This window comes from Paenibacillus sp. JZ16 (genome assembly GCF_015326965.1).
Lineage (GTDB): Bacteria > Bacillota > Bacilli > Paenibacillales > Paenibacillaceae > Paenibacillus_AQ.
The window spans coordinates 2,926,826-2,950,098 of sequence record NZ_CP017659.1; the positions used below are offsets into that span (position 1 = coordinate 2,926,826).

18 protein-coding genes are annotated in these 23,273 nt (G+C 47.0%); 3 read left to right on the plus strand and 15 right to left on the minus strand.

The window, feature by feature from the left end:
• Window positions 1–153: 153 nt before the first annotated feature.
• The gene (locus BJP58_RS13210) at window positions 154–561 is read left to right on the plus strand and encodes a hypothetical protein (RefSeq protein ID WP_194544292.1); all 408 of its coding nucleotides are present in this window, start codon (window positions 154–156) and stop codon (window positions 559–561) included.
• Window positions 558–1,643: a phosphodiester glycosidase family protein gene (locus BJP58_RS13215; protein WP_194544293.1), complete on the plus strand. Its 1,086-nt coding sequence runs from the start codon at window positions 558–560 to the stop codon at window positions 1,641–1,643. Before BJP58_RS13210 ends, BJP58_RS13215 begins: the two co-directional genes overlap by 4 nt.
• Window positions 1,644–1,924: 281 nt before the next feature.
• On the opposite strand, the gene BJP58_RS13220 is transcribed toward BJP58_RS13215, so the two are convergent.
• The 8 genes from BJP58_RS13220 to BJP58_RS13255 all read right to left on the minus strand — a co-directional run bounded on the left by BJP58_RS13220 (window position 1,925) and on the right by BJP58_RS13255 (window position 11,050).
• Complete coding sequence (locus BJP58_RS13220) at window positions 1,925–2,179, minus strand: AbrB/MazE/SpoVT family DNA-binding domain-containing protein (RefSeq protein ID WP_009595823.1); 255 nt, start codon at window positions 2,177–2,179, stop codon at window positions 1,925–1,927.
• A gap of 195 nt (window positions 2,180–2,374) precedes the next feature.
• The gene (gene trmL / locus BJP58_RS13225; protein ID WP_194544294.1) at window positions 2,375–2,839 is read right to left on the minus strand and encodes a tRNA (uridine(34)/cytosine(34)/5-carboxymethylaminomethyluridine(34)-2'-O)-methyltransferase TrmL; all 465 of its coding nucleotides are present in this window, start codon (window positions 2,837–2,839) and stop codon (window positions 2,375–2,377) included.
• A 128-nt stretch (window positions 2,840–2,967) separates the two neighbouring features.
• The gene (serC, locus tag BJP58_RS13230; RefSeq protein WP_194544295.1) at window positions 2,968–4,056 is read right to left on the minus strand and encodes a 3-phosphoserine/phosphohydroxythreonine transaminase; all 1,089 of its coding nucleotides are present in this window, start codon (window positions 4,054–4,056) and stop codon (window positions 2,968–2,970) included.
• Window positions 4,057–4,157: 101 nt separating this feature from the next.
• Window positions 4,158–5,060 carry a hypothetical protein gene (locus BJP58_RS13235; protein WP_233355064.1) on the minus strand — a complete coding sequence of 301 codons (903 nt, stop codon included), beginning with the start codon at window positions 5,058–5,060 and terminating at the stop codon, window positions 4,158–4,160.
• A gap of 60 nt (window positions 5,061–5,120) precedes the next feature.
• Window positions 5,121–7,847, minus strand: coding sequence for a GH36-type glycosyl hydrolase domain-containing protein (locus BJP58_RS13240; protein WP_194544296.1), 2,727 nt, complete (start codon window positions 7,845–7,847; stop codon window positions 5,121–5,123).
• Window positions 7,848–7,872: 25 nt separating this feature from the next.
• Entirely contained in the window at window positions 7,873–8,709 is an 837-nt protein-coding gene (locus BJP58_RS13245) for a carbohydrate ABC transporter permease (protein ID WP_071217870.1), read from the minus strand.
• On the minus strand, window positions 8,709–9,602 hold the full coding sequence (locus BJP58_RS13250) for a carbohydrate ABC transporter permease (protein WP_071217869.1): 894 nt from the start codon (window positions 9,600–9,602) through the stop codon (window positions 8,709–8,711). The genes BJP58_RS13245 and BJP58_RS13250 overlap by 1 nt, the downstream gene beginning before the upstream one ends.
• 107 nt (window positions 9,603–9,709) lie before the next feature.
• Complete coding sequence (locus BJP58_RS13255) at window positions 9,710–11,050, minus strand: ABC transporter substrate-binding protein (RefSeq protein WP_194544297.1); 1,341 nt, start codon at window positions 11,048–11,050, stop codon at window positions 9,710–9,712.
• Between the two features lie 576 nt (window positions 11,051–11,626).
• Between BJP58_RS13255 and BJP58_RS13260 the strand changes: the two genes are divergently transcribed.
• The gene (locus BJP58_RS13260) at window positions 11,627–12,664 is read left to right on the plus strand and encodes a LacI family DNA-binding transcriptional regulator (protein ID WP_194544298.1); all 1,038 of its coding nucleotides are present in this window, start codon (window positions 11,627–11,629) and stop codon (window positions 12,662–12,664) included.
• Window positions 12,665–12,846: 182 nt separating this feature from the next.
• Here BJP58_RS13260 and glnA read toward each other — a convergent pair whose 3' ends face one another.
• From glnA to BJP58_RS13295, 7 genes are all read right to left on the minus strand, one after another.
• Entirely contained in the window at window positions 12,847–14,271 is a 1,425-nt protein-coding gene (gene glnA / locus BJP58_RS13265; protein WP_113057606.1) for a type I glutamate--ammonia ligase, read from the minus strand.
• A 294-nt stretch (window positions 14,272–14,565) separates the two neighbouring features.
• Complete coding sequence (gene aroF / locus BJP58_RS13270) at window positions 14,566–15,621, minus strand: 3-deoxy-7-phosphoheptulonate synthase (protein ID WP_194544299.1); 1,056 nt, start codon at window positions 15,619–15,621, stop codon at window positions 14,566–14,568.
• Window positions 15,622–15,792: 171 nt separating this feature from the next.
• On the minus strand, window positions 15,793–17,526 hold the full coding sequence (locus BJP58_RS13275; RefSeq protein ID WP_194544928.1) for a sensor histidine kinase: 1,734 nt from the start codon (window positions 17,524–17,526) through the stop codon (window positions 15,793–15,795).
• Window positions 17,527–17,617: 91 nt separating this feature from the next.
• The gene (locus BJP58_RS13280; RefSeq protein ID WP_194544929.1) at window positions 17,618–19,192 is read right to left on the minus strand and encodes a response regulator; all 1,575 of its coding nucleotides are present in this window, start codon (window positions 19,190–19,192) and stop codon (window positions 17,618–17,620) included.
• A 71-nt stretch (window positions 19,193–19,263) separates the two neighbouring features.
• The gene (locus tag BJP58_RS13285) at window positions 19,264–20,931 is read right to left on the minus strand and encodes an extracellular solute-binding protein (protein ID WP_194544300.1); all 1,668 of its coding nucleotides are present in this window, start codon (window positions 20,929–20,931) and stop codon (window positions 19,264–19,266) included.
• An 85-nt stretch (window positions 20,932–21,016) separates the two neighbouring features.
• Entirely contained in the window at window positions 21,017–21,913 is an 897-nt protein-coding gene (locus BJP58_RS13290) for a carbohydrate ABC transporter permease (RefSeq protein WP_194544301.1), read from the minus strand.
• A gap of 31 nt (window positions 21,914–21,944) precedes the next feature.
• The gene (locus tag BJP58_RS13295) at window positions 21,945–22,901 is read right to left on the minus strand and encodes an ABC transporter permease (RefSeq protein WP_194544302.1); all 957 of its coding nucleotides are present in this window, start codon (window positions 22,899–22,901) and stop codon (window positions 21,945–21,947) included.
• Window positions 22,902–23,273 lie beyond the last annotated feature (372 nt).

Genomic DNA, 23,273 nt, shown 5'->3' on the forward strand with positions numbered 1-23,273 from the left:
CAAATCTATACAGATTGTATCCCACTCTATCTTTCTAGGCAATCTATTTTTCATAAAAACAAGTGCTATTGGTTCGTCTTTGCGAAAGTAATTCTGACATGTTAGAATGAAATTTGGAAAAAATGATAGTTTTTGAGGGGTGATGAAATGCCAATGTTGGACCAGGAACACAATACCCCCTATAAATCCCGTGAGGAAGTGCAGCAAAAGGGGCCATCCACCAAATGGTTCTGGGTATTTTGGATTGTTCTCATCGGGCTGGGTACCACCGCAGCCTACCTATATAGCAATCACTTGAAGGAGCAAGTTGTGGTGCAGCTGCAGCAGGATACGCGCCAGGAAATGGCGGCATTCAAAGCAGAGTACGACCAAAGGTTTAACGAGCTGGTTCAGGAAATGGACGAAATGCAGAGCAAGGTTCAGTCGTTTAATGAGCTGCTTACCTTTACCAAGGATCAGGCTAGCGGCAAAACGGACAACAGCAACAAGCTGTACAGTCAACTAAGCCAAGTTGAGAAACAGCTGAAAGAGCTGGAACGCAAGATGGAGCTGCTGAAGTGAGAAAACTGAAGTATATCCGTCCCAAGCAGTTAAACCGTACGTTTATGCTGGCCATTGCACCTTTTATCGGAATGCTGCTGTGTATGTGGTTCATCACGGAACCGCCGCGTCTGTCGCACGACACCGCCGAGTACATACCATCCGGCAGCATATCGGAACAATCAGCCGTGATCAAACAGGATTTGGATCAAGCCGCCGTCTCTGCGGAACAGACGATATCCTCCATTGAAAAAACGGCCAAGCTCTATCGGCAGACGACGGCCACAGTGGGAACCATTCTGCAAACAGCGGAATCGCAAGCCGCGCGCCCGGAGCAAATCTATAATCGACGGATCACAACCAAATTGGGTGTCCCTATTGAAACGGTCAACAGTGACCGGATTCGAATCGAATTGTACAAGATCAATCCGGGCACCTATCACGGCTATGCGATGAAGGTCAAACTGAAGGATCCTTCCGCGATGAAGATGTCGCTTGGCAGCGAAAGCGGCAGACCCGGGTCCGTCGAAACCACCATGCGCGCCGTAAGCCGGCATGGTGCGGTCGCGGGGATTAATGCCGGTGGATACGCTGACGGGAACGGGGGCAGACATCCACTGAGCACGACCTATTATGATGGCAAATACGTCTCGGGGTTTCAACCGAGCTTTAAGGATCTTGCCTTTGTCGGCATGAGCAAATCCGGCAAGCTGATCGGTGGCAAGTTCTACAGCCAGAGCGAGCTTGACCGGCTCGATCCCATGTTCGGTGCTACCTTTGTCCCCGTGCTGCTCCAAAACGGCAGCAAGACGACAATTCCCGAGAAATGGAGAACGACCCCCGGCCGCGCACCGCGTACCGTCATCGGCAACTACAAGGACGATCAGCTGCTCATCCTGGTTACCGAAGGATATGATGAGAAGGGCAAATCGGGAGCCACGCTGCAAGAGCTGCAAAACAAGCTTAAAAAGCTGGGCGTGATCGATGCGTATAATCTGGATGGCGGCGGGTCCGCATCCCTCATCCTAAACGGCCGCGTCGTGAACAAACCATCGGACGGAAGTCTGCGTCCGGTACCTACGCACTTCTTATTTTTCAAATGATAGAATCGGCCCTCATATTCTCGTTTATTTTTTGGCTCAAGGTGGTTATAATAAGGTTAGCTTAGCAGGAGGTGGCAAGAATGTCGTTCTCATTAACATTTTGGATCGTCATGCTCGTATTCGCCCTTTACATGGTTGGCATTTGGACCGCGGCATACAATGATGATAAAACCAAAGGCCTGTAAGGCGTCTCCCTCGTATATCGGGGGAGTTTTATTTTTTTGAGGGACAAAAAAGGCACCGCTCATTAGCGATGCGCAAAAGGTGATTCATTTAAGGTCCTAGGCATGTTTCGGAAGCTGCTGCATTTCGGACATGCATTGTGAACAGATATAGCGTTCTTTAAACTCGCTTACTCCGTCCATAGAACCACAGAAGACGCATTTCGGACGATAGCGCTCCAATATGATATGGTCCCCCTGTACAAGAATTTCTACGGGATCCCCCTCGTTCATTTGATATCTCTTGCGTAGAGACTTAGGCAGAACGATTCTTCCCAGCTGATCCACTTTACGAACAACACCAGCAGGTTTCATAACGATTGTACACCTCTTTCATTTTCAACAAGTGATTTCTGACACCACAGTTCAGAACTGATAACAAGGGCCTAGTATAATAGTTCGATAAAAAGTTGTCGAATCCTGCTGGAAATTAAGAATTTCTTAGTTTTTTTCAATATCAACTAGGTATACTGGATGATATTCCCCAAAAAACTCAAAGTTTTGCATAACTTATTCCATACCCGGGAAATCCAATTGACGCAATGCTTCATATACCATAATCGCTGCAGAGTTGGATAAATTCAAAGAACGCACCTTATCGGTCATCGGCATGCGAATACAATGCTCACGATTCGCGGCTAGCAGCTCCGGCGGCAATCCCTTGGTTTCTTTGCCAAACACCAAAAAATCCCCGTCTTGATAATCAATGTCCATATAACGCTTGGTTGCCTTCGTCGTGGCGTAGAAATAGCGTCCTTCCGGATAGAGTGCCTGCAGCTCCTCAAAGGAATCATGATATTCAATATGTACGGCATACCAGTAATCCAGCCCGGCCCGTTTCAAGGTTTTGTCATCTGTATTAAAGCCGAGCGGACGGACCAGGTGCAGATGTGTGCCCGTTGCGGCGCAAGTTCTGGCGATATTGCCCGTATTGGCTGGAATTTCCGGTTCGACTAGTACGATGTGTAATGCCATGTTGATAAGTCCACCTTTTCTTCTGTTTTATTTTTATTATAACCGATTCCTTCCCGATTTCCCGGGATATCCAGAAATAACCTTCCGCCGAACGGCGGAAGGTTATCATGGTGTAATCTTATATGATATTAGTTGTGACTGTTCTTAAACTGCTGCATGAATTCTACGAGCGCCTGAGCGCTCTCGTACGGAACGGCGTTATAGACCGAAGCGCGCAAACCGCCAACGCTGCGATGACCCTTCAGGCCGACAAAGCCTGCTTGCTCCGAAGCCTTCACGAATTCCTTCTCCAGCTCCTCGGAAGCAAGACGGAAGGTAATGTTCATATCGGAACGTACCTCTGCATTCACGCAGCCGCGGTAGAAGCCTTCGCTGTGATCGATGGCATCGTAAATGAGTGCGGCTTTCTTGCGGTTCATCTCTTGAACGCCTTGCAGGCCGCCCTTCTCCTCAATCCACTTCAGCACTTCGTTGATCATATAGATGCCGAATGACGGCGGCGTATTGTACAGCGAGTTATTTTTCAAATACGTATTGTAGCGGAGCATAGTTGGCAGATGTTTAGGAGAATCTGTAATCATATCCTCTCTAACGATCACAACCGCTACGCCGGACGGCCCCAGGTTCTTCTGGGCACCCGCATAAACCATGGCGAATTGGTTCAAATCGAACGGACGGCTGAGAATATCGCTCGACATATCACAAATAAGCGGCACCGAGCCGGTATCCGGGAATTCCTTAAACTGCGTACCTTCAATCGTTTCATTGGACGTAAGATGGAGATAAGCTGCACGATCCGACAGCTGGATGTCCTTAAGGCTAGGCAGAGCCATATACTTGCTCTCCTCGGAAGAGGCCGCCACATGAGTTTCGCCGATCAGCTTGGCTTCTTTAATCGCCTTGTCAGACCAGCTTCCCGTCATTACATAGTTCGCAACCTGATCTTGTCCCAGGAAGTTCATCGGTATCATCGCAAATTGTGTGCTTGCACCGCCCTGGATGAACAACACCTTATAGCCGGATGGATTCCCCAGCAGGGACAGCAGGCGCTCCTGCGCTTCGTTATGAACGGCTTCATACACAGCACCGCGATGCGACATTTCCATGATCGACATGCCGGTATCCCCGTAATTGACGAATTCGGCCTGGGCGCGCTCCAACACTTCAAGCGGCAATGCAGCAGGTCCTGCGTTAAAATTGTATGCTCTCTTGCTCAAAAGACTCTCCACCCTTTCTCTACTATGAATGCTAATTAACGCTAATCATAGCAACAATCCCATAGACCTTCAAGTGTAATTATTCACATTAAATTGTCCGGCTACCAACAGAAGAATTGATACTTTCTGCTCCAGGTTCTCTTTTCTCCGGGAGCCAGGCTCAGTTGAATAAACACTTCCGGCGAGATGACATGGCCCATCCCCCACAGAGCCATATACGCGACCGGAAAATCACTGATCTCCCTTACTCCCGCCCTGCTGGCAGTGTGCGTTAGCTCCCATGAATAGGAATAATCGCTGCCGTTGAAGCCTTGTATTCTTCCGTAAAAAGGCTTGTTCGGTCTGGCGTTCCAGCCTATCTCGCATTCCTGAACGGATAGCAGATCCGATGTATAATCCGATTCGACCTCCGTAAAACGGACAGGGACCGGTAACTTCAGCTTATACTCTGGTCCTACCAGCTCCTCGTTAATCCCTATGAAATTATGAATATACTCCTCCGTATCGATCCTCTGGCTTCCTTCATTGCAGAGCTCATAATCTATCGTCATTGCCGTGTCCTGAATCGAGATTTTCTTAACGAGTTTTGCCGCATACCCCTTGACGTTCTTAGGATGAATCGTATAGGAAATGCTCACATCATCCGAAGTGATATCCACATCGAACGGTTCCACCGGATACGTATACTGAAAGTGATACGGGTCCTCGCTGACCCGTTTAAGAAGCCCTACCCCTAATTTAGGAAACCACCCTCCTACTTCGGCCTCTGCATACCCCATCCCCTCATGCAGTCCAAACTCGTTACACAATCCAGACCCGCCCTGGGCGTTAAAACCCTCCGCAAACTCGTGTACACAGAAGGTGTGACCGCTCTTGGTTAATTTGACCTGGGTAATGAAACCGGTCCGGTCAAAACGCGTGCCTTGATAACGGCCGATTTCCGCAATATCAACTTCCAATTGTCCGTTTGCTAATTGATGTCCCAAAACAATCGCTCCATTCATGATGAAGAAGCCCCGGCCGAATTGCCTGCCAGGGCTTCCGAAATATTGTATGCTCGTGTGTCAGGCAAGCTCGACAAGAATCCGCTGACACTCGTCATCGGATAACGCGGACAGCAAGCTGCGATCCAGTTCGGCAGACTCCTGCTTCTGACTGCGCAGCTGAATCTTCTCGCCGTTCAGCGTAACCGATTGAATCGTATAGCTTCCGTAATCCAGCCGCTTCGGATTGCTATATACAATCTGAAGCTCTTTACCCGCAAACCGCGTATGAACAACGGCAGTACCGTCGGCTCCGAACTGCGAAGGCCTGAGCTTCGGCTCCAGGAGCAGATGTCCCCAATTTCCTTTTACTCCAAAAACCTCGGTCAGCATGGTCAGCAAAAGCCAGCTTGCCGACCCGGTAAGATAGGGATACATCCCTCTCCCCTTCTCGTTGATGTACTCGGGAATACCCGGATACATGCGGCTGCGTTCAAAGTCATTGCTTAAATCGTAAATCGATTGCAATACCTCGTATCCCTCTCGGACAAAACCTCTCTTATAGAGAGCGTTAGCGTACATGACGCTCATATGACTGAACATGGCTCCATTCTCTTTATGGCCGAAAGCGAATCCGAAAGCCCTCCCGAGATTTTGCTGAATCTCGCCAAAGTTCGAATTCAGGCGATAGCCGATGTTCGGATCTTTTAAATACCGATCAACTGCCTTCGTTATTTGCCCTACCTGTTCATTGTCCGCTATTCCGCCCATAATAGCAAAGACCTGACCAGTGAGCGTCATCCGGACGCCAAGGGGATGATCACCTTCCACGCGCTCTCCATCGTTATTGTAGTAACCGTTAAACCACGAATATCCTTCTTGGCTCGTCATCCATTCTTTGCCGCGCAAATGCTGGATGATCCAGTCGGCTTTCCGTTTCAAATCCTGAACAACATCCGCCACGCTAAACTTTCGTTTGTTTCCGGTCACGGAGACTTTAACTGACTCATAATACTGATCAAGCAGCCCCAGCTTCTCCTGCACATCGTCGTATGAGACGGGAGCCGTTAGCGAATCGAGCAGCACGGCCATTTCCTCTGCTATTTCAATTAACTCCACGCCTTCGCTGTCCCGCCATGCCAGCAGCAGATCGCCAAGCTGCATCAAATTGCTTGCATAGAACGCAGTAAAGGCTACGCTCTCGCCTCGATCCGGGGCAAGGTCAAGACCATCATTCCAATCTGCCCCCTCAAGCTTGATGTTATTGTGCTCCCCTACATTAAAGAACGGAACCAGATTCTGCAGCAGCATATGCTCCAGTATCGTACCTTCGTATACCTCACCGTCCACGGTTAAGAGCTGATTCCCGTGCTCAGGCAGCCATCCTATGTCCTTCTCCTTGCAGCGTTTCACGAATACATCGCGGAAATAGGTCTGCGGCTGATTCAGGAAATCCAAATCCCCGCTCTGATCCATATAAAGCAGCGTGGTCATGAATGGCCATGCACCATGATCCATCCATACGCGCGGTATGTTGTTCCGGTCAGCGATGAACTCACCGGGCTTCGTTCCGATAATCGTTGCATTGCTTCCGTCAATCCGTACACCCGCGTAATTATTAAGCAGCAGATACCGTACCTCGGACGGTTCCATGATCATCAATGCCAGGCAGTCCTGCCATAGGTCACGCCATCCACGTCCCCCACGGCCATAGTCATGATAAGGAAGGAATGAATTGCCATAAAGACGTCTCAATATCGGCTGCAAGGTTACCCATTTCATCCACAGGTCCTGCTGCTGATCACCGGTCTGGAAGGAAACGGCATTCAGTTTATCATTCCAATAGGCTTCATTCTGCGCAAGCAGCTCATCAAAGCGTCTCTCCGATAAATACGTTTCGGCAAGTGTTCCAATCTCGGCGCGATCTTCCGAAATGACCATCGCCATAACATAAGCCTTCGATTCACCAGGCTGCAGCTGCACCCCCGCAAACCGCAGGCCTCCAATGGCCTCGTAACCCGCCAAGGAGTCTCCTGCTTGCGCGACCGCTTGCTTATTGGCAATGACCGCCTCAGGCCAATCGAGCGCGCCGCCTTCCCCAATAAATTCTTCAAGCACCGGAAAATAACCAATCGGTTCCGCACCGTCCGCTTCCGCACCCAACACACTGTAGGATACGTGATTGATACGGTGACCCCGCTCGTCAAATGAGAGAGCAGGCTGTACTTCAATCCCTTTACGATGGACAAAGATCCGGTGAAGAAGGGATGTCACGTGGCGATGGTCCCGCAGGTCGTCTGCCGAACGGCCATACAGCGGGATCGCCGCGGTAGGGGTTAGTTTTAGCGTCTGCTCGCCTACGTTGGTCAGCTTCACTTTCATTAATTCGACCTGGTCATCCGTTACCGGAACGAAACTTGTTACTTCCGCTTGCAGTCCGGCCTCTCCATTAATCCGCGTCAGCTTATGCCATAAAAACCCGGCTTCCAGCTGGCTTTCTTCTTCCTCGTTCATGAACCGGCTTGCATTCTGCTTGGCTGAATTGCCGGTTACGGACCATGCGCCATGCCCGTCAACATGCACCCAAAAGTTACGCGCGGACTTGGAATTGTGAAGATCCTCCACCGAAACGGGCGGCATGAAAAACGTATTATGACTGCTGGTCATTTCACCGTGAAGATTCGGCGTGACGGCCGACATCATGCCGGCCTCATTCACTAAAGGAAAATATAAATAATTATGATGTTCGGGATGACTTATCTTAAAGACACCCTGGTCCCCCTCAAACTTCCATCCTGTTGATTTCATATTGCGATTTCTTCCCCTCTATGCCTTAGGATTTGACGGCTCCCGCCAGCGCCCCGTCCACCAGATATTTCTGTATGAACGTGTACAGAATGATCAACGGTGCGGCTACGATCGTAATTCCGCATGCAAGCAGCGGCCAGTTATTCCCGTATTGCCCCCTGAATTCCTTCAGGCCGAACGTAATGGGATAATTGGACGGACTCGGGAGATACATGATCGGGCCGACAAAATCATTCCAGATTCCGATCGCGGTCAGAATGACGCCCGTTGCGATAACCGGCTTCATCAGCGGCAGAATGATCTGGAACAGGTAACGGATATAACCGGAACCATCCATGCCTGCCGCCTCATCCAAATCGCGGCTAATCGACTTGATGTAACCGACAAACATCATGAACACAACGCCCGTTCCCGTCGTTTTCAGCAGGATATAACCGAGCTTGGTATCATACCCGAAGAACGATACGCTCTCCTTGAAGGACAGCATGAGTTTATACTGGGCCACCATCGGATTCGGAAGAAACTGGGACAGCAAAAAGAACATATAAATAAAGCCGCTCCACATCACATATCCGCGCGCTACCGGAAACGCCGCAAACAACGACACGATGATGGTCAGCAGCGTCGCCGCTACCGTATATATCAAGCTGTTCGCAAAATAACCGGCGAAATTGCCTTCAGACCATGCTTGCGTGTAATTGCCCCATTCCATGTTCTGAACGATCCCGATCGGGTTGAGCAGATACTCGTTGAAGGATTTGAGCGATACATTGAATACAAGCAGCAGCGGAACGACATACAGAATCAGCAGCAAACCTACAACGGCGTAAGAAAGAATTTGCGTGGTTTTGGAATTTCGCATCAATACTCCACCTCTCTCTTACGCGTCTGTCTGACCGCCACCACAACAAAGAGGAGAATAATCAGGAACTGAACAACGGATAACGCCGAAGGAAGGCCCATTTCCAAACTTCCCCGGAATGTCTCTTTGTACACGTCATACGCCATCGTCCTTGTATTGAAGCGACCGTCCGTTGTCGCCAAAATGATATCAAAGGTCGACATGGCGCCAATGATGGATAACAGCATATTCACCGTAAAGGACGGTGCGATCAGGGGGAAGGTAATATGACGGAAGGACTGCCACTTGTTGGTGCCGTCAATATGCCCCGCCTCGTATAAATCTTTAGGGACCGATTGGAGCCCGGCCAGAAAGATCAGCATGGAATAGCCCATGTACATCCAAATCTGGACGAAGATAATATAGCCGAACGCATGAGTAAAGCTCCCGAAGAACATGTCCTGATAGCCGAAGAGCGCGTCGTAGAGGCGATTGACCGGTCCGTTTAACGGGTCGAACATCATCCCCCAGATCAAAGCGACGACGGCTACGCCCAGAACCACCGGCAGGAAGAATACGGCACGATAGAAGTAATCGCCTTTCAGGCGCTGGTTAATGATGACGGCGATAAACAGAGCGACCCCGTTCTGCACGATCGTAACAACGAACATAAAGATCAGGGTGTTTACGATGGAACGCCACCGCTCTCCTGAGTTCCCCGAGAAAAATAATTCCTTATAATTATCCAGCCCGACAAATTGGTACGTGCTGCCCGGGAGGTTCTTGACATCGGTAAAGGAATAGATGACCGTCAGGATCGATGGTCCAAAATAAAAGACGATGTAAAGCGCCATCGGTATCAGCAGCAGCAATAAGGGTATGAATCGGTTAAATCCTTTTCCAAATGGATACATCTCTCTCACCTCGCAAATCCCATTTCAATAAATGTCGGGGCCTGCTGCACAGACCCCGACTACAGTATGGTTCATTCTATATAGGTCTCTTTATAATAGAAGAAGCTTTATTTTGGAGCGGCAGCTTCCCATTCTTTTTGTTGAATGTCAGCCAGCTCTTTTGCTGTTTTGTATGGGCCGCCCGGTGCCAGGAATTCCGTATGAACGCCTTCTGCAGCCAAATGCTCGCCGATATTTTGACGGTTAATCATCATGATTTCGTACGCCAATTCGAACTCTCCGAGATATGGAGTCAGTTCACTGTCAATAAAGTCGCTCTCCGTCTGAATGTTATCCTGTGTCGGGATGAAGCCGGCAGCTTTCACGAAGGTGGTGTAATTTTCCGGCTCGGAGAAGAACTCAAGCCATTTTAGAGCCCCTTCTTTGTTCGGTCCCTTCTCGGCTGCATACCAGGTTACGTCATACTTGCCGACAAAGGAGGAATTCTTGGCTGCATCTTCCGTAGCCGGAAGCGGGAAGTAACCGAATTTCAGCTCCGGATTCGCTGCTGCGACGGTTGGAGCATCCCAAGAGCCATCAGCCAGCATCGCTGCTTTTCCTGTGGCAAAATAGGAAGGCGCCGTTGCGTAATCAATCCCCATGAATCCGTCAATCATGTAATTGTCTTGAAGCGTCTTCATTTTTTCCAATACTTCGATTGCCTCTTCATCGTTGTAAGCCGTCTCGCCTTTCCAAACGCCTTCAATCCATTTCTGCTGATCTCCGCCACCCAGAATTTTTGCTTGCAGGGCGAAAACAGGAAGTTTCAATGGCCATACGTCTTTACCAGCAACAACAATCGGGGTAATGCCTTTGGCTTTCAGGTCATCGTTCAGCTTGATGAACTCTGACCATGTTTTCGGTACGCTCAATCCATTCTGTTCGAAGATTTCCTTATTGTAGAACAGGCCGGACATCGCAACCTTGCCCGTTGGGATAGCATACACTTTATCGTTATAAGTTCCGGCTTTTTCGATATCGTTGGCGTTATAATTCTTAATGAAGGCTTGGTCGGACAAATCAGCGATCAAGCCTGTATCGATCCACTGCTGCCAATCAGGCACTTTCGCACCCGGTGTCCATTCCTGCGGGGAGAGTCTCATACCCGATAAATCAGCCAAAACGTCAACGTCATTAGCGGTAATTCTCGCTCTTTGGGCCTGCTTGTATTCGTCATCAGGACCCGTAGTGGTATACTCGATCTTATACTCGGGATATTTCTCTTCAAATTTCTTGTTGATCTCTTCAACCGCTTTATTGATGTTATCTTGTTTCCAGTGTAAAATTTTGATGACCTTTTTATCGCCTTTCGCAGGTGTACCCTTATCGGCCGAATCGCTGCTTCCGCAAGCCGCTAGCGAGAAAGTCAGAGCACCCGCCAAAAGTATTGCTGATAATTTCTTAATCATTTCTTTACCCCCTGAAATTAAAGTGCAATTCATTATGAAACCGGATTCATCATTTTCGCTTTTTCTCGTCCAGTACAATCTCGATGTTACGAAACATTCATTATAAATTTTCGTAATTCAGCGAAATATACCGAAAGCGGTTTCGCAAGGCCTATTATTACTCATAATTTTTTGTTTGTCAAAGCTTTTTTTCTCTTTGTCGCAATATTTCATTATTGAACATATTTCAGCATAATTCCTTTCTATAACAGGCATCCCGGCTATTCTCTTCATTGACTTACCTAGGTAAAGCAGATACACTAATTTACGAAACAGTTTCGGATATGTGCTGTATACGTTGCAACCGGATTGGTTAATACTGATCACAATGGTAGGCTTCATCGATATATTTTCCGTTATCACTCTATCGGATCATATAAAATCGTGTTCTTAAACAACATATTTCGAGTTGAAAACACGTATAGAACGGCTCTTTCTCTCCTTAACCTTACACATACAAATCATTGGCAATCATGATTAACGAAAACTTACGAAAATTATGAAGTGACATCATAAACAGAATAAGGGGCGTTTCGCATGGCGTTAAACATTAAAACAATCGCTAAAATGGCCGGGGTATCCGTATCCACCGTCTCCAAGATTATCAACAACTACAGTGATGTGTCCGAGGAAACCAAAGCACGGGTGTTGGAAATTATGAAAGAGACGGGATACACCCCTTCGAACTCCGCGAAAACATTAGCAACCAAAAAATCCAATTTAATCGGCATCATATTTGCGGGAAAGCTGAATGTCGATTTTACCCATCCTTTTTTTGTTGAAGTTCTCAATTCCTTTAAGAAGCAAATGGGGGTGCTTGGTTACGATCTGCTGTTTTTTTCGAATGAGAAATTCCAAGGGGATGACGCCGACTACCTTGGCCGATGCCGTCATTATCAGGTGGATGGCTGTGTCATTATATCCGGCGAGGAAATCGAGCCCTCCATTAAGGAGCTTGATGAGAGCGACATTCCGTGCATTGGGGTCGATATAGAACTGTTCGGCGAAATGTCGGGGCATATCATGTCCGATAATTATAAAATGTCCTCGAAGGTCGTGGAGCATTTCTATCTTCAAGGCCTCAGAGACTTGGGGTTCATCGGAGGCAGCAAGGAGTCTGAAATCTCCAACATGCGTGAGGCCGGTTATCGTAACGCCATGGAAAGCTTTGGACTTCCGGCCCGTGCGGAATGGTTCTTGAACGGTGAAGATTTTCATGAGGCAAGCGGATATAAAGCCATGACGCGGCTGATTCAAGCGGGTTCTCTCCCCCGCGCGATCTTTGCTGCCTCCGACCAGATTGCGATTGGAGCCATCCAAGCGCTTCAGGAACACGGTCTGAATGTCCCTGACGATGTATCGATCATCGGTTGTGACGACATTGAAGCGTGCAAATATACAACTCCCAAATTAACGACGATTCGGCAAAATAAAGAGAAAATCGGCCGCCTGGCAGCGCTCATGCTCTACGACCTAATCCATAAGCAATCACCCGTGAGCTCCTTTGTCGTTGAGCCTGAGCTCATCGTCCGTGAATCTTGCGGAAGCAATACGCATAACTATGGTTACTTTTGAGAGTAAAGCTTTAGTGACGAGTATGTTTTAGCTAAGAGCAGCGTTAGTAATGAATGCCTTTGAAAATAGCCCTTGATCTCATTTGGCATGGTAATCCGCACCTAAAACCTAAACCTAGCCAGACTTACATGTGTACAAAAAAAGCCCAGGGCATCATGCCCTGGGCTTTTTAACGTTGTTTATTACAGATCGTAGTACAGGGAGTACTCGTGCGGATGAACGCGGATATTAACCGCTTTGGCTTCGGCACGCTTGAACTCGATGAAGTTCTCGAGGAATTCTTGCGTAAATACGCCGCCTTCTGTCAAGAATTCATAGTCTGCTTGAAGTGCATCCAAAGCTTCATCCAGGGAACCCGGTACGCTGCGGATTTCTTTCTTCTCGGCGTCAGACAATTCATAGATGTTTTTATCGAATGGTCCATATCCGAGTGCGGTTGGATCGATTTTGCGCTTGATACCGTCCAAGCCAGCCATCAGCATAGCGGAGAATGCAAGGTAAGGGTTCGCCGTGGAATCCGGTGTACGGAACTCGATGCGGCAGCCTTTAGGCGTTACGGCCGCAACCGGAATCCTCACTGCGGCAGAACGGTTGCCCTTCGAGAATACGAGGTTAACCGGTGCTTCATAGCCTGGTACCAGACGTTTGAAGGAGTTGGTGCTCGGGTTTGTCAAAGCGATCAATGCAGGCGCGTGGTACAGAATACCGCCGATATAGTGGATCGCTGTTTCGCTCAGGTTCGCATAAGCGCCTTTCTCGTAGAACAATGGAGTATCGCCATCGAAAATGGATTGGTGAACGTGCATGCCGCTTCCGTTATCCCCGAACAATGGCTTCGGCATGAACGTAGCGGTTTTGCCATATTGGCGCGCTGTGTTATGCACGATATATTTATAGATCAACAAATTGTCAGCTGTTTTTTTCAATGTATCGAAACGGAAGTTGATTTCCGCTTGGCCGGCAGTTGCTACTTCATGGTGGTGACGCTCAACGCGAAGTCCTGCTTCATCAAGCAAACGACACATTTCGCTGCGGATATCTTGCTGCGTATCCACAGGCGCTACTGGAACATATCCGCCCTTAACGCCAACTTTGAAGCCAAGGTTGCCGCCTTCTTCCTTACGGTTCGTATTCCAATGCGCTTCCTCGGAGTCTACGAAATAGCTGGAGCTGTTCATGGAACTTTCATAGCGAACTTCATCAAACAGGAAGAACTCGGATTCCGGTGCAAAGAATGCCGCTGTTCCGATACCGGCCTCTTGAAGGTATTGCTCGGCACGAGCTGCGATACCGCGCGGGTCACGCTCGTAAGCATCCCCTTCCGGAGTATAGATGTTGCTCATAATGTTAAGCGTAGGATGTGCTGTAAACGGATCGATATAGCAAGACTCCGGATCAGGCATCATAACCATATCCGATTCTTCAATGCCGCGGAATCCTGGAATAGAAGATCCATCAAATGCTACCCCGTTCACGAATGTTTCTTCGTCTACTTCTGAAGCCGGCAAGCTAATATGATGAACCCGTCCCGACAAGTCTACAAAACGAAAATCGACCCACTCAATATTGTTCTCTTTAATGGTTTGCAATACTTTCTCTACCGACATGTCTCTTCCTCCCAATTTCCGAACATTAAGACTTAAACAGCTTAACAATGTTCATAATCTTTCGATTTCTTTTCGTCATTATATGCCGGGAGATAACCTGACGTCAATACCTATGTAAGGTATTTTTGAAAACAATGTCAACTTATATGACACGAGGAACCAGTTAATGTAAACTCAGAAAAAAGACACCTGCAAGCTCTTTGCAGGTGTCTTCTCAATTAGATTTAAGGAAATGGCGAACCTTGACCAGGTTCTTAACGCGATCCCTGTGGTTGCAGCGTCACTGCTCAAATGCTATACGCGCGCAAATTCAGAAGCAGGCGCTTTGGCGGTCGCAAAGCTTTTGCCTACCAATGGGGCCAGCTGCTCCAAGTCTTTAAGCAGTGCGGCGAATTGATCCGGGAACAGGGATTGAACCCCGTCACCTGTCATGGAATTATCCGGGTCTGTATGCATCTCAATAATAAGGCCGTCTGCTCCGGCCGCCACGGATGCCTTGGACATCGGTTCGACAAGCTCGCGTCGTCCCGTTCCATGACTCGGATCAGAGATGACCGGAAGATGACTCAACCCTTGTAAAACAGGGATGGCAGATAAATCCAGCGTATTGCGGGTGTAAGTTTCGAATGTTCGGATTCCACGTTCACAGAGCATGACATTCGGATTGCCGCCGGCAAGAATGTACTCCGCTGCATTCAGGAATTCATCATAGGTTGCACTGAAACCTCTTTTCAGCAAAACCGGCTTGCCGCAGGTGCCCAGTTTCCGAAGCAGGTCGAAATTTTGCATATTGCGGGTACCCACTTGCAGGATATCGGCGTACTCCGCACAAATATCCACGTATTCGGGCGTCATAACCTCCGTAATCGTCAACAGGCCGTGTTTTTGCCCGGCTTCCGCCATCATGATCAAACCTTCGACACCAACGCCCTGGAAGCTGTATGGACCCGTGCGAGGCTTAAACGCGCCGCCTCTAAGCACTTGTCCGCCTGCTGCCTTAACCAGCTGCGCAATCTCGTCAATCTGCTGCGGCGATTCCACGGCGCATGGACCACCCATAACGACCAGATTGCCGCCGCCAATCTTGGTGCCTTTAATATCAATGACGGTATCATCCGGATGGAAATCACGACTCGCAAGCTTGTAGGACTTGGAGATTTTAACTACATTCTCTACGCCCTTCATTTGGCGAAGATGCTCCGCAAGCTTCGGGTTTACGCTGCCGATCAGCCCGATCACGGTACGATCCGCTCCCTTGGATACATGAGCCTGGAGTCCTTCCTTCTCAATCTCGCTTACAATATGCTGAACTTGTTCCTCTGGTATTTGATTGGATGTAATAACGATCATAATAAAACCTTCTTTCTGCATATATTCCATTTTATTGTTTGATAGTCGCTTTCGCGCTTGTTCGCTTTTAAGCTTTTATGCTTTTAATCGATAAAGTAAATATACAGAAAATATCTCCCCTCGTCAAGCCCATTCTTGAAGCCTGAACGATCGGGAGATATAGGCCCCCTGTTACATCAATGTTTTGCTGCGTCCTTCCGCTACGGTTCGCTTCACGAGGGGGATCACAATTCTTACCGTCGTCCCAATACCGGCACGGCTGAATAATGTAACCCCGTATTCGCTGCCATAGTGAAGTTTGATTCGTTGATCCACATTCCGAATGCCATATCCGGCATTGGTTAGATCCTGTCCGCCTGTATTGTCCAGAACTCTGCCGGGCGGGAACCCGACGCCATTATCGATAATTTTAAATTCCAGAACATCTTCCAGCACTCTGGCGGTAATTCGAACATGTATATAATCCCCGGTCCAGGCATGCTCCAGCACATTCTCGATAAACGGCTGCAAAATCAATTTCACGGTTTCATACCGGACCACTTCCGGCTCAAAATCATAAGTAACCTGCATGCGTTCGTCGTATTTAATCTTTTGAATATCCACATATGCCTGAGCCTGTTCCAACTCATTCTTCACAGAGATGATATTCCGTCCATCATTAAGAGACAGGCGATAAAACTTCGCTAAGTCCATCACCATGCGCTGCAGCTTATCCAGCATCCCAAACCGCGCCAGACGGCTAATGGAGGATAGGGTGTTGTATAGGAAATGCGGATTAATCTGCGCATGCAGCGATTCCAGTTCCGCTTGTTTTTTCTGAAGGTCGGCCAGATACACCTCATTAATCAGCTTGCCGATATTGCTGCCCATATCATTCAGGGCCGAAGCGATGTGTGTAAACTCATCATTTCCCTTGAACTGAGCCCGTTTATGAAATGCACCTTCCTGAAAAGAATCCAAAACAGAGACGATCTTGGATACGCGTAAGCTGAAGTACTTGGATATTACGATGCTGACTATAAAAAATATAGCAATGCAAATGAGGCAAATAAGCAGGGTGAGGTTCCGGATTTTCACCGTATCTTTCTCCACGATTTCTGCAGGAACGACCGCGATAAGATTCCAGCCGAGCACGGGAATCGGCTTACGAATAAGCAAGTCTCCATTATTGCGCAGCTCGTTCTCCTTAAACACGGTTGTCTGTACCCCGCCTGAAGAAAGAATGACTCTGCCTTGCGCATCCGACAAATATAACGCTGTCCCATCACCGATTTTGTTATAATCCATGCTTTCGAACATATCTTCTAGACTGACATTGATTCGCACGAATCCAATCTCCTGCAGCTGTATAGAACTGATGTCGATCAGCCTGCGCAAAAGTGAAATGCGACCGTTGCCCGCATCATTTTCAACCTGCTTCCATTCCAGCGTCGATCCATAGTTTTCCTCTTGGGGATAGAGCTTGTACCAGGTCTTATCCACAAGACGCTCATACTGATATATATCAAATAAACGCGTGTTGGATTCAAGCGGATCAGAGTAACTATAATTATTATAAATTTCCCTTAACTCTTCATTCCGTAAATAAATCGACAGCCAAATCTTGGAGTTCGCTGTGTTAATCGCCGTTTCCAACTTCGGAATCAGGACATTGACCATCGTATCGTAGCTTACCCATGTACTTTCTGAATAACGCAGTCGGTTATTAAAGGACGAATCAAAGTAGAGCATGTCGGAAACGCGGACGATGTCTTCCATTTTATACGAAATATTATCACTCATTTGGTGCAGGGTACCTTGAATGTTATTATACGTTTGTTCTCTAATCGATTTGATAAATACCTGGTTCGCGATATTTCCTACAAGCAATACCGGTATTATGATGAATACACAGTAAGAAATCATTAATTTGAAGCCAAATGGTATCTTGACCCGGATACGCTCGAATTTCCCCGCCAAACCTAATCACAACCTCATTACAAGCGGTATAGTAGTATTAAGAGTGTTTACGCCTATACTCCAGTGGTGTCATTCCATACATCTCTTTGAATTGACGACTAAAATAGGGCAAATACTGGTAACCTGTTTGAGAAGCCACTTCATATATTTTAAGTTTCGTGCTGACTAATAGATCTCTGGCTCGCTCCATACGAATTTTGATGACATAATCACTAAAATTATAACCGGTTTCTTCCTTAAACAGAACACCTAGATAGTTTGGAGAAAAGGAAAAACGGTTCGCCATATCCCGGAGCGTAATATTCTCGTGAACCCGCTCTCGTATATTATCAATAATCTCCTCAACAAGACGTCCATTCTTGGACGATTTGCGAAATTTCAATTGCTCCGAAATCTCAAAAACTTTCATTCTTAACCACGAGAAAATATCGTCCATCGTTTCAAATTGCAAGAGTACATCGAGGTTTTTCAGTTCGATTCCCAGCATCCGAAACAGGTCTTCATGCATCGTATGCAAATGCGCGTCCAACTTCAATATAATGTATACTCCAAGATTTCGAACCGTAAATTTGGAGCGGATATTGGATGCAAGCAGTTGTATGGCTTCGATCTCATCGTGGATTTTGACGATCTCATAATTCGTCATAGCGGTAAATAAAGAGTCCAGCCTGATATCGAGGCTTTTGGCGTCCTCCCGGTCCTCTGTCGGCACTTCGTTATAAAGTATCCATTTCCCTTTTCCACGAAACATTTTATAGTCAAGGGCACCCTCTGCCATAACGTAGGACGGATGAAGTTCTTCAAGCCGATTCGCAGTCCCTCCCTCACCTACGGTCACGGTAAGGGGATACTCTTGGCCTAGCGCCGTCAGTAATGACTGAATCTCTTCCTTGCCTTTTGTCGTATCCATGAGTACTGCCATCCGCTGATCTGTCACCTTGCATATATGCCTGAATCCGCAACTCTCCAGCTCTTTATGCAATCTCGTGAAGTACTGCTCATTTAATCCACTCGGATTCTCGACCTCGTAATGATTGCTCCGCCAGGAGCTGACATCATCCACTTCAAGTAATATTACTCGCACGGGCCAGTTCATCTCATGAAGTTGGTATTCCCGCTTAATAATACCCAGCATGGCACCGTCATAAGGCTTCTGGAGAATTTGCAGCAGGTACTGATTTTTGAGAATCGGTACCATCAGTTGATAAGCCCGTTCTGTTTCCTTGCGGTCATGGAGCCTGTCCAGCTCAATCCGAACTTTGGTCAACTCTTCAATCAGCTCTTGGTCCTCCATGGGCTTCAGCACGTAATTACAAGCGTTTAATGCGATTGCCTGTTTAACATAACTGAAATCCTGGTAACCACTCACAAAAATAACCTGTAATTCATCATGTATCTTCAGCGCTTTTTGCGCTAATTCAATACCAGTCATATTGGGCATGCGTACATCCGTCACAAGAATGTCGATATCCTCTCGTTGCAGGACTTCCCATGCTGCAAATCCATTATTGACCGAATCAACCACGGTCATTCCAAGACTCTCCCATGGAATAAAGCTCCTCATGCCCTCTAGGTCCAATATTTCATCGTCAGCCAGCAGCACTTTATAGATGGGTATCCTCTCCCCTAAATTTCGATAAGGGTATGCTGCAGATGCAGCATACCCTTTTGGTTTACGTTATTCTACTTTTGACCATTCATTTGAGCCAAGTTTTCTTGCCATTTCGTTGTTTTGAATGCAAGAAGTTTATCATAGCCAGCTGCTTGAGCATCCGCTTCTGCTTTGTCCAAGACAGCCAGTACTTCTGCATCGTCCTTCGCAAACAGCGCCTTCGCTCTAGCTTCTGTGTAGATATCTTCTACACGCTGACGGATAATACCTTCTTCGCTTTCTGGGGCCGGATCAAGATTGATGAATTCCGTTGCATTTGCTTGAGTTTTCCAAGTTATTTCATACTGCCAACGAGTTGACCAGTTACGCTCTTCTTCTGGCAATGTGCTTTCGTATTTCGCTTTTGCTGTATCAATAAATACCGTGTTTCCGTTCCACTGGAGGTTTGTTGTTTCCGCTTGCAACTTGCCAAGACCCGCAGCATCCGTAACATATTTCTCAGTAAACTTAGGCGTTATACCATCTTCTTCATATCCATCCCAATATCCGCCTTCCGGTCCCCACATTAACAGTGTTTGACCTTCAGGACCTGTATACCAGTCCAGGAAAGCAAAGATCGCTTCAGGATTTTTTGCAGCTTTCGTAATAACGCTTACGTTCCAACCCAGTTGAGTATAGGTTCCCGGGAAGATTTTATTCTTGTCCAGACCTTCCTTATGAATCGGCCAGATCATGAAATAACCGGCTTCCGGATCTTTGGCAACGAGTTCCGCATGTGCGTTCATTGCATTTTCAGTCGGGCTGGAAGCTGCATATACAGCAACGCGGCCTGTCATTACTTTTTCCTTGATTTGGTCAGCGGTTTGAGTCAATGCATCTTGAGAAATCAGTTTATCACGGAACAGCTTCGCTGCATATTGCATCGATTCGCGATATGTTGGATCCGTAAAGATCGAAGTCAATTTATCTCCGTTAGGCACACCACGAATGGTAATCCAACGTGTCATTGCATTCTCTTTGAAAGCAGAGTACAACACATCAATCCCTTGTCCTTCAATACCTGGTTCATAAGGAACTACAGAGTTTCCGTATTTCGCCTTGACAGCTTCCAGGTATTTAGTCAAATCGTCCGTTGTTTCCAGCTTAGGCTCGCCAAGCTCTTTATAAATTTTACTGTTGACTACATAACCTGCATTACCGTTCGGTTGGCTGGTGTACCAGTTAGGGAATTGATACAGCTTGCCGTCAGGGGAACGAAGCATGTTGATTCCTGCCTCACCCAACCATTCCTTCAAGTTCGGATATTTATCCAAGTAGTCATCGTAAGGTACGAGCATGCCGTTTTCTCTCAATTTTTCAACATCCGATCCCCGCTCCAGCCAAATAACATCAGGAAGCTCGTCGGAAGCAATCATCGTGTTGAATTTTTGTTGAGCATTGCCTTGGGAGTTAACCGCTTTTACATCGACTTTTTTATTCTCTTTAATCCATTTCGTTGCGGCATCTTCTCCCCATGTTGGCATCGTGTACCAGTCATAGTGACCATAAAAGCTAAAATCAAGCGGTTGCTCACCCAGTACAAACTTGTCTGATGCTGCTTCTGTTGGCGGTGCGGTGGTTCCATTGTCGCTAGGAGTCGGGTTAGCTGTCTTAGTACCACCGCTGCATGCTGACAGCATTAAAGCCGCTGCTAACAACGCAGTAACCGATGTGGCCAAAGATTTTTTTCTGAGCCTCATTCTCTAATTTCCCCTTTCATAATTCCCCTTGATATTTATGTCTAAAGCTAAGCTTCAAACAACAGGATTGCTTGCCATACATGTGCTACTCTTTCAACGATCCCACCAGTACTCCCTTAACAAAATGCTTCTGTACAAAAGGGTATACCATGATGATCGGAACCGTAGCGACAATCATTGTAGCCATGGACAAAGATTTCGTGGTCACACTCTGCATTCGAGATAAAGCGGCCTGAGATGCCGAGTCCAAATTGCTCATCTGTTCAGACATAATGTTGGAATTCAGTATTTGACGCAATATCGTCTGAATGGGCAGCAATTCTTCTTTATTGATGTAAATACTCGGTAGGAACCATTCATTCCAGTGTGATACTGCCGTGAACAAAGACAATGTTGCAATAACCGGACCGGATAGCGGCAGGATAATCTTAAAGAAGATCCCCCAATTGCCCGCCCCGTCAATTTTTGCCGACTCTTCCAAGCCATTAGGCAACCCTGCAAAGAAGGTACGGAATATAATCATGTTCCATACACTTACCAAACCAGGAATGATGAATACCCAGAACGAATCCATCAAGCCCAGACCACGAATCAGCATGAAGCTTGGTATCAAACCACCACCGAAATACATGGTGACTATACACATAATCATGTAATATTTACGACCGATCAGTTCGCGTTTGGTCATGCCATAAGCGAAGATGGAGGTCACTAGAATCGAAGTTATGGTTCCCACAATCGTACGGGCTACCGATATTCCGAAGCCATTCAGCAGGCGTTTATCCTGAAATACGATACCGTAGTTTTCCAAAGTAAAATCCCTCGGCCAGAATGTGACTCCCCCAAGCGATGTATCGGCTCCAGAGTTAAAGGAAACCACAAGAGCGTTCCAAAAAGGATAAAACGTCACAAAGGCCAAAAATGCTAGAAAGATATAAATCATGATCATCATGAAACGATCACCGAATCCTAAACGCACCAAGTCTAACCGCTCCCTTCATCACCATGTTCGTTTACCATAGACTGTTACCTGATCTGCGTGCAATCACGTTAGCAATTGTCAGAAGCATCACGCTGATTACCGCTTTGAACAAGCCTACAGCCGTTGCATAGGAGAACCTGGAGTTTTCAATACCGATCCGGTATACATAAGTATCAATTACGTCGGATACCTCTCTTAAGACAGGGTTCTTAGCCAAGAGCAAAATATCCTCAAAACCTGCAGTGAGCAGGTTACCTATTGCAAGAATCATAAATATGATAACAACAGGCATGATGGATGGTAATGTAATCGTGAAAATCTGTCTGAATTTGCTCGCACCATCCATATCTGCCGCTTCGTACATATGAGGATCCACTCCCGCAACTGCGGCCAAGTAAACGATGGAGGAGAATCCGATTTCTTTCCAAACCCCTGTGGTTACCAGGATCGCCCAGAAGTATTCAGGAATGGATAGGAAATTAATCGGTTCTTTAATCAAATTCATTTTTTCCATCAGAATGTTTACGCTTCCGTTATCGGTAGAAAGCAAGGAAACCACAAACCCTGATACGATAACCCAGGATAAGAAATGGGGTAAATAACTGACGGTCTGAACCAATCTCTTGAAGAACAGATGTCGCACTTCATTCAGCATCAACGCAAGCAGGATCGGAGCTGGAAAGCCGACCAAAAACTTGAGTAAGCTGATAACGATAGTGTTTCGCATCACGTTCATAAACTCTGGAGACTCAAAGAACATCCGGAAATGCTTCATCCCTACCCAAGGGCTGTCTCCCATGCCTTTGAAGATATTAAAATCCTGAAACGACATCAGAATACCGTACATCGGTATATAACTGAAAATAAAAATGAGTGCGAGAGCGGGAAGTACCATTAACTGAATATCCCACTGTTTAAAAAAGCGAATGAATCCGTTGTCTCTCTTCCGTTTTGGAACAGTTTCCTGTTCTACGGATATTTGCGCCATGTCCAACCCCCCGTGTGTTCTATGCCATGAAGTTTTACCTGATGTCTAACATTGTAGAATAAATGATCCCATATAAACATTTGCCTATTCAACGAAAAATGATATTATTCAATCGAAAATTAAAACGCTTACAGCTTACGGGAGGGATGAGTAACCCCAAAAAGCTCCTTTTACGGGGCAGGTAGTCTAATTTCACCCTTGCGTCATAATCCCGGACACAGAAAATCCCCTGGCGTCAATAGTGTCAAGTTCATTTCACATGAACAGTTGTTCCACCATTCACTACAAGGGGAAGTATCATAAGCTCTATCAACATTTAGCCGAGCGATCATGAAAAATGATACTAATCAATTATTAACGGCAGAATACACA

Coding starts and splice junctions, on each gene's coding strand:
- BJP58_RS13210 (WP_194544292.1), top strand. CDS start 154: ATGTTGGACCAGGAACACAATACCCCCTATAAATCCCGTGAGGAAGTG.
- BJP58_RS13220 (WP_009595823.1), bottom strand. CDS start 2,179: ATGAAACCTGCTGGTGTTGTTCGTAAAGTGGATCAGCTGGGAAGAATC.
- trmL (WP_194544294.1), bottom strand. CDS start 2,839: ATGGCATTACACATCGTACTAGTCGAACCGGAAATTCCAGCCAATACG.
- BJP58_RS13235 (WP_233355064.1), bottom strand. CDS start 5,060: ATGAATGGAGCGATTGTTTTGGGACATCAATTAGCAAACGGACAATTG.
- BJP58_RS13240 (WP_194544296.1), bottom strand. CDS start 7,847: ATGAAATCAACAGGATGGAAGTTTGAGGGGGACCAGGGTGTCTTTAAG.
- BJP58_RS13245 (WP_071217870.1), bottom strand. CDS start 8,709: ATGCGAAATTCCAAAACCACGCAAATTCTTTCTTACGCCGTTGTAGGT.
- BJP58_RS13250 (WP_071217869.1), bottom strand. CDS start 9,602: ATGTATCCATTTGGAAAAGGATTTAACCGATTCATACCCTTATTGCTG.
- BJP58_RS13255 (WP_194544297.1), bottom strand. CDS start 11,050: ATGATTAAGAAATTATCAGCAATACTTTTGGCGGGTGCTCTGACTTTC.
- BJP58_RS13260 (WP_194544298.1), top strand. CDS start 11,627: ATGGCGTTAAACATTAAAACAATCGCTAAAATGGCCGGGGTATCCGTA.
- glnA (WP_113057606.1), bottom strand. CDS start 14,271: ATGTCGGTAGAGAAAGTATTGCAAACCATTAAAGAGAACAATATTGAG.
- aroF (WP_194544299.1), bottom strand. CDS start 15,621: ATGATCGTTATTACATCCAATCAAATACCAGAGGAACAAGTTCAGCAT.
- BJP58_RS13275 (WP_194544928.1), bottom strand. CDS start 17,526: ATGATTTCTTACTGTGTATTCATCATAATACCGGTATTGCTTGTAGGA.
- BJP58_RS13285 (WP_194544300.1), bottom strand. CDS start 20,931: ATGAGGCTCAGAAAAAAATCTTTGGCCACATCGGTTACTGCGTTGTTA.
- BJP58_RS13295 (WP_194544302.1), bottom strand. CDS start 22,901: ATGGCGCAAATATCCGTAGAACAGGAAACTGTTCCAAAACGGAAGAGA.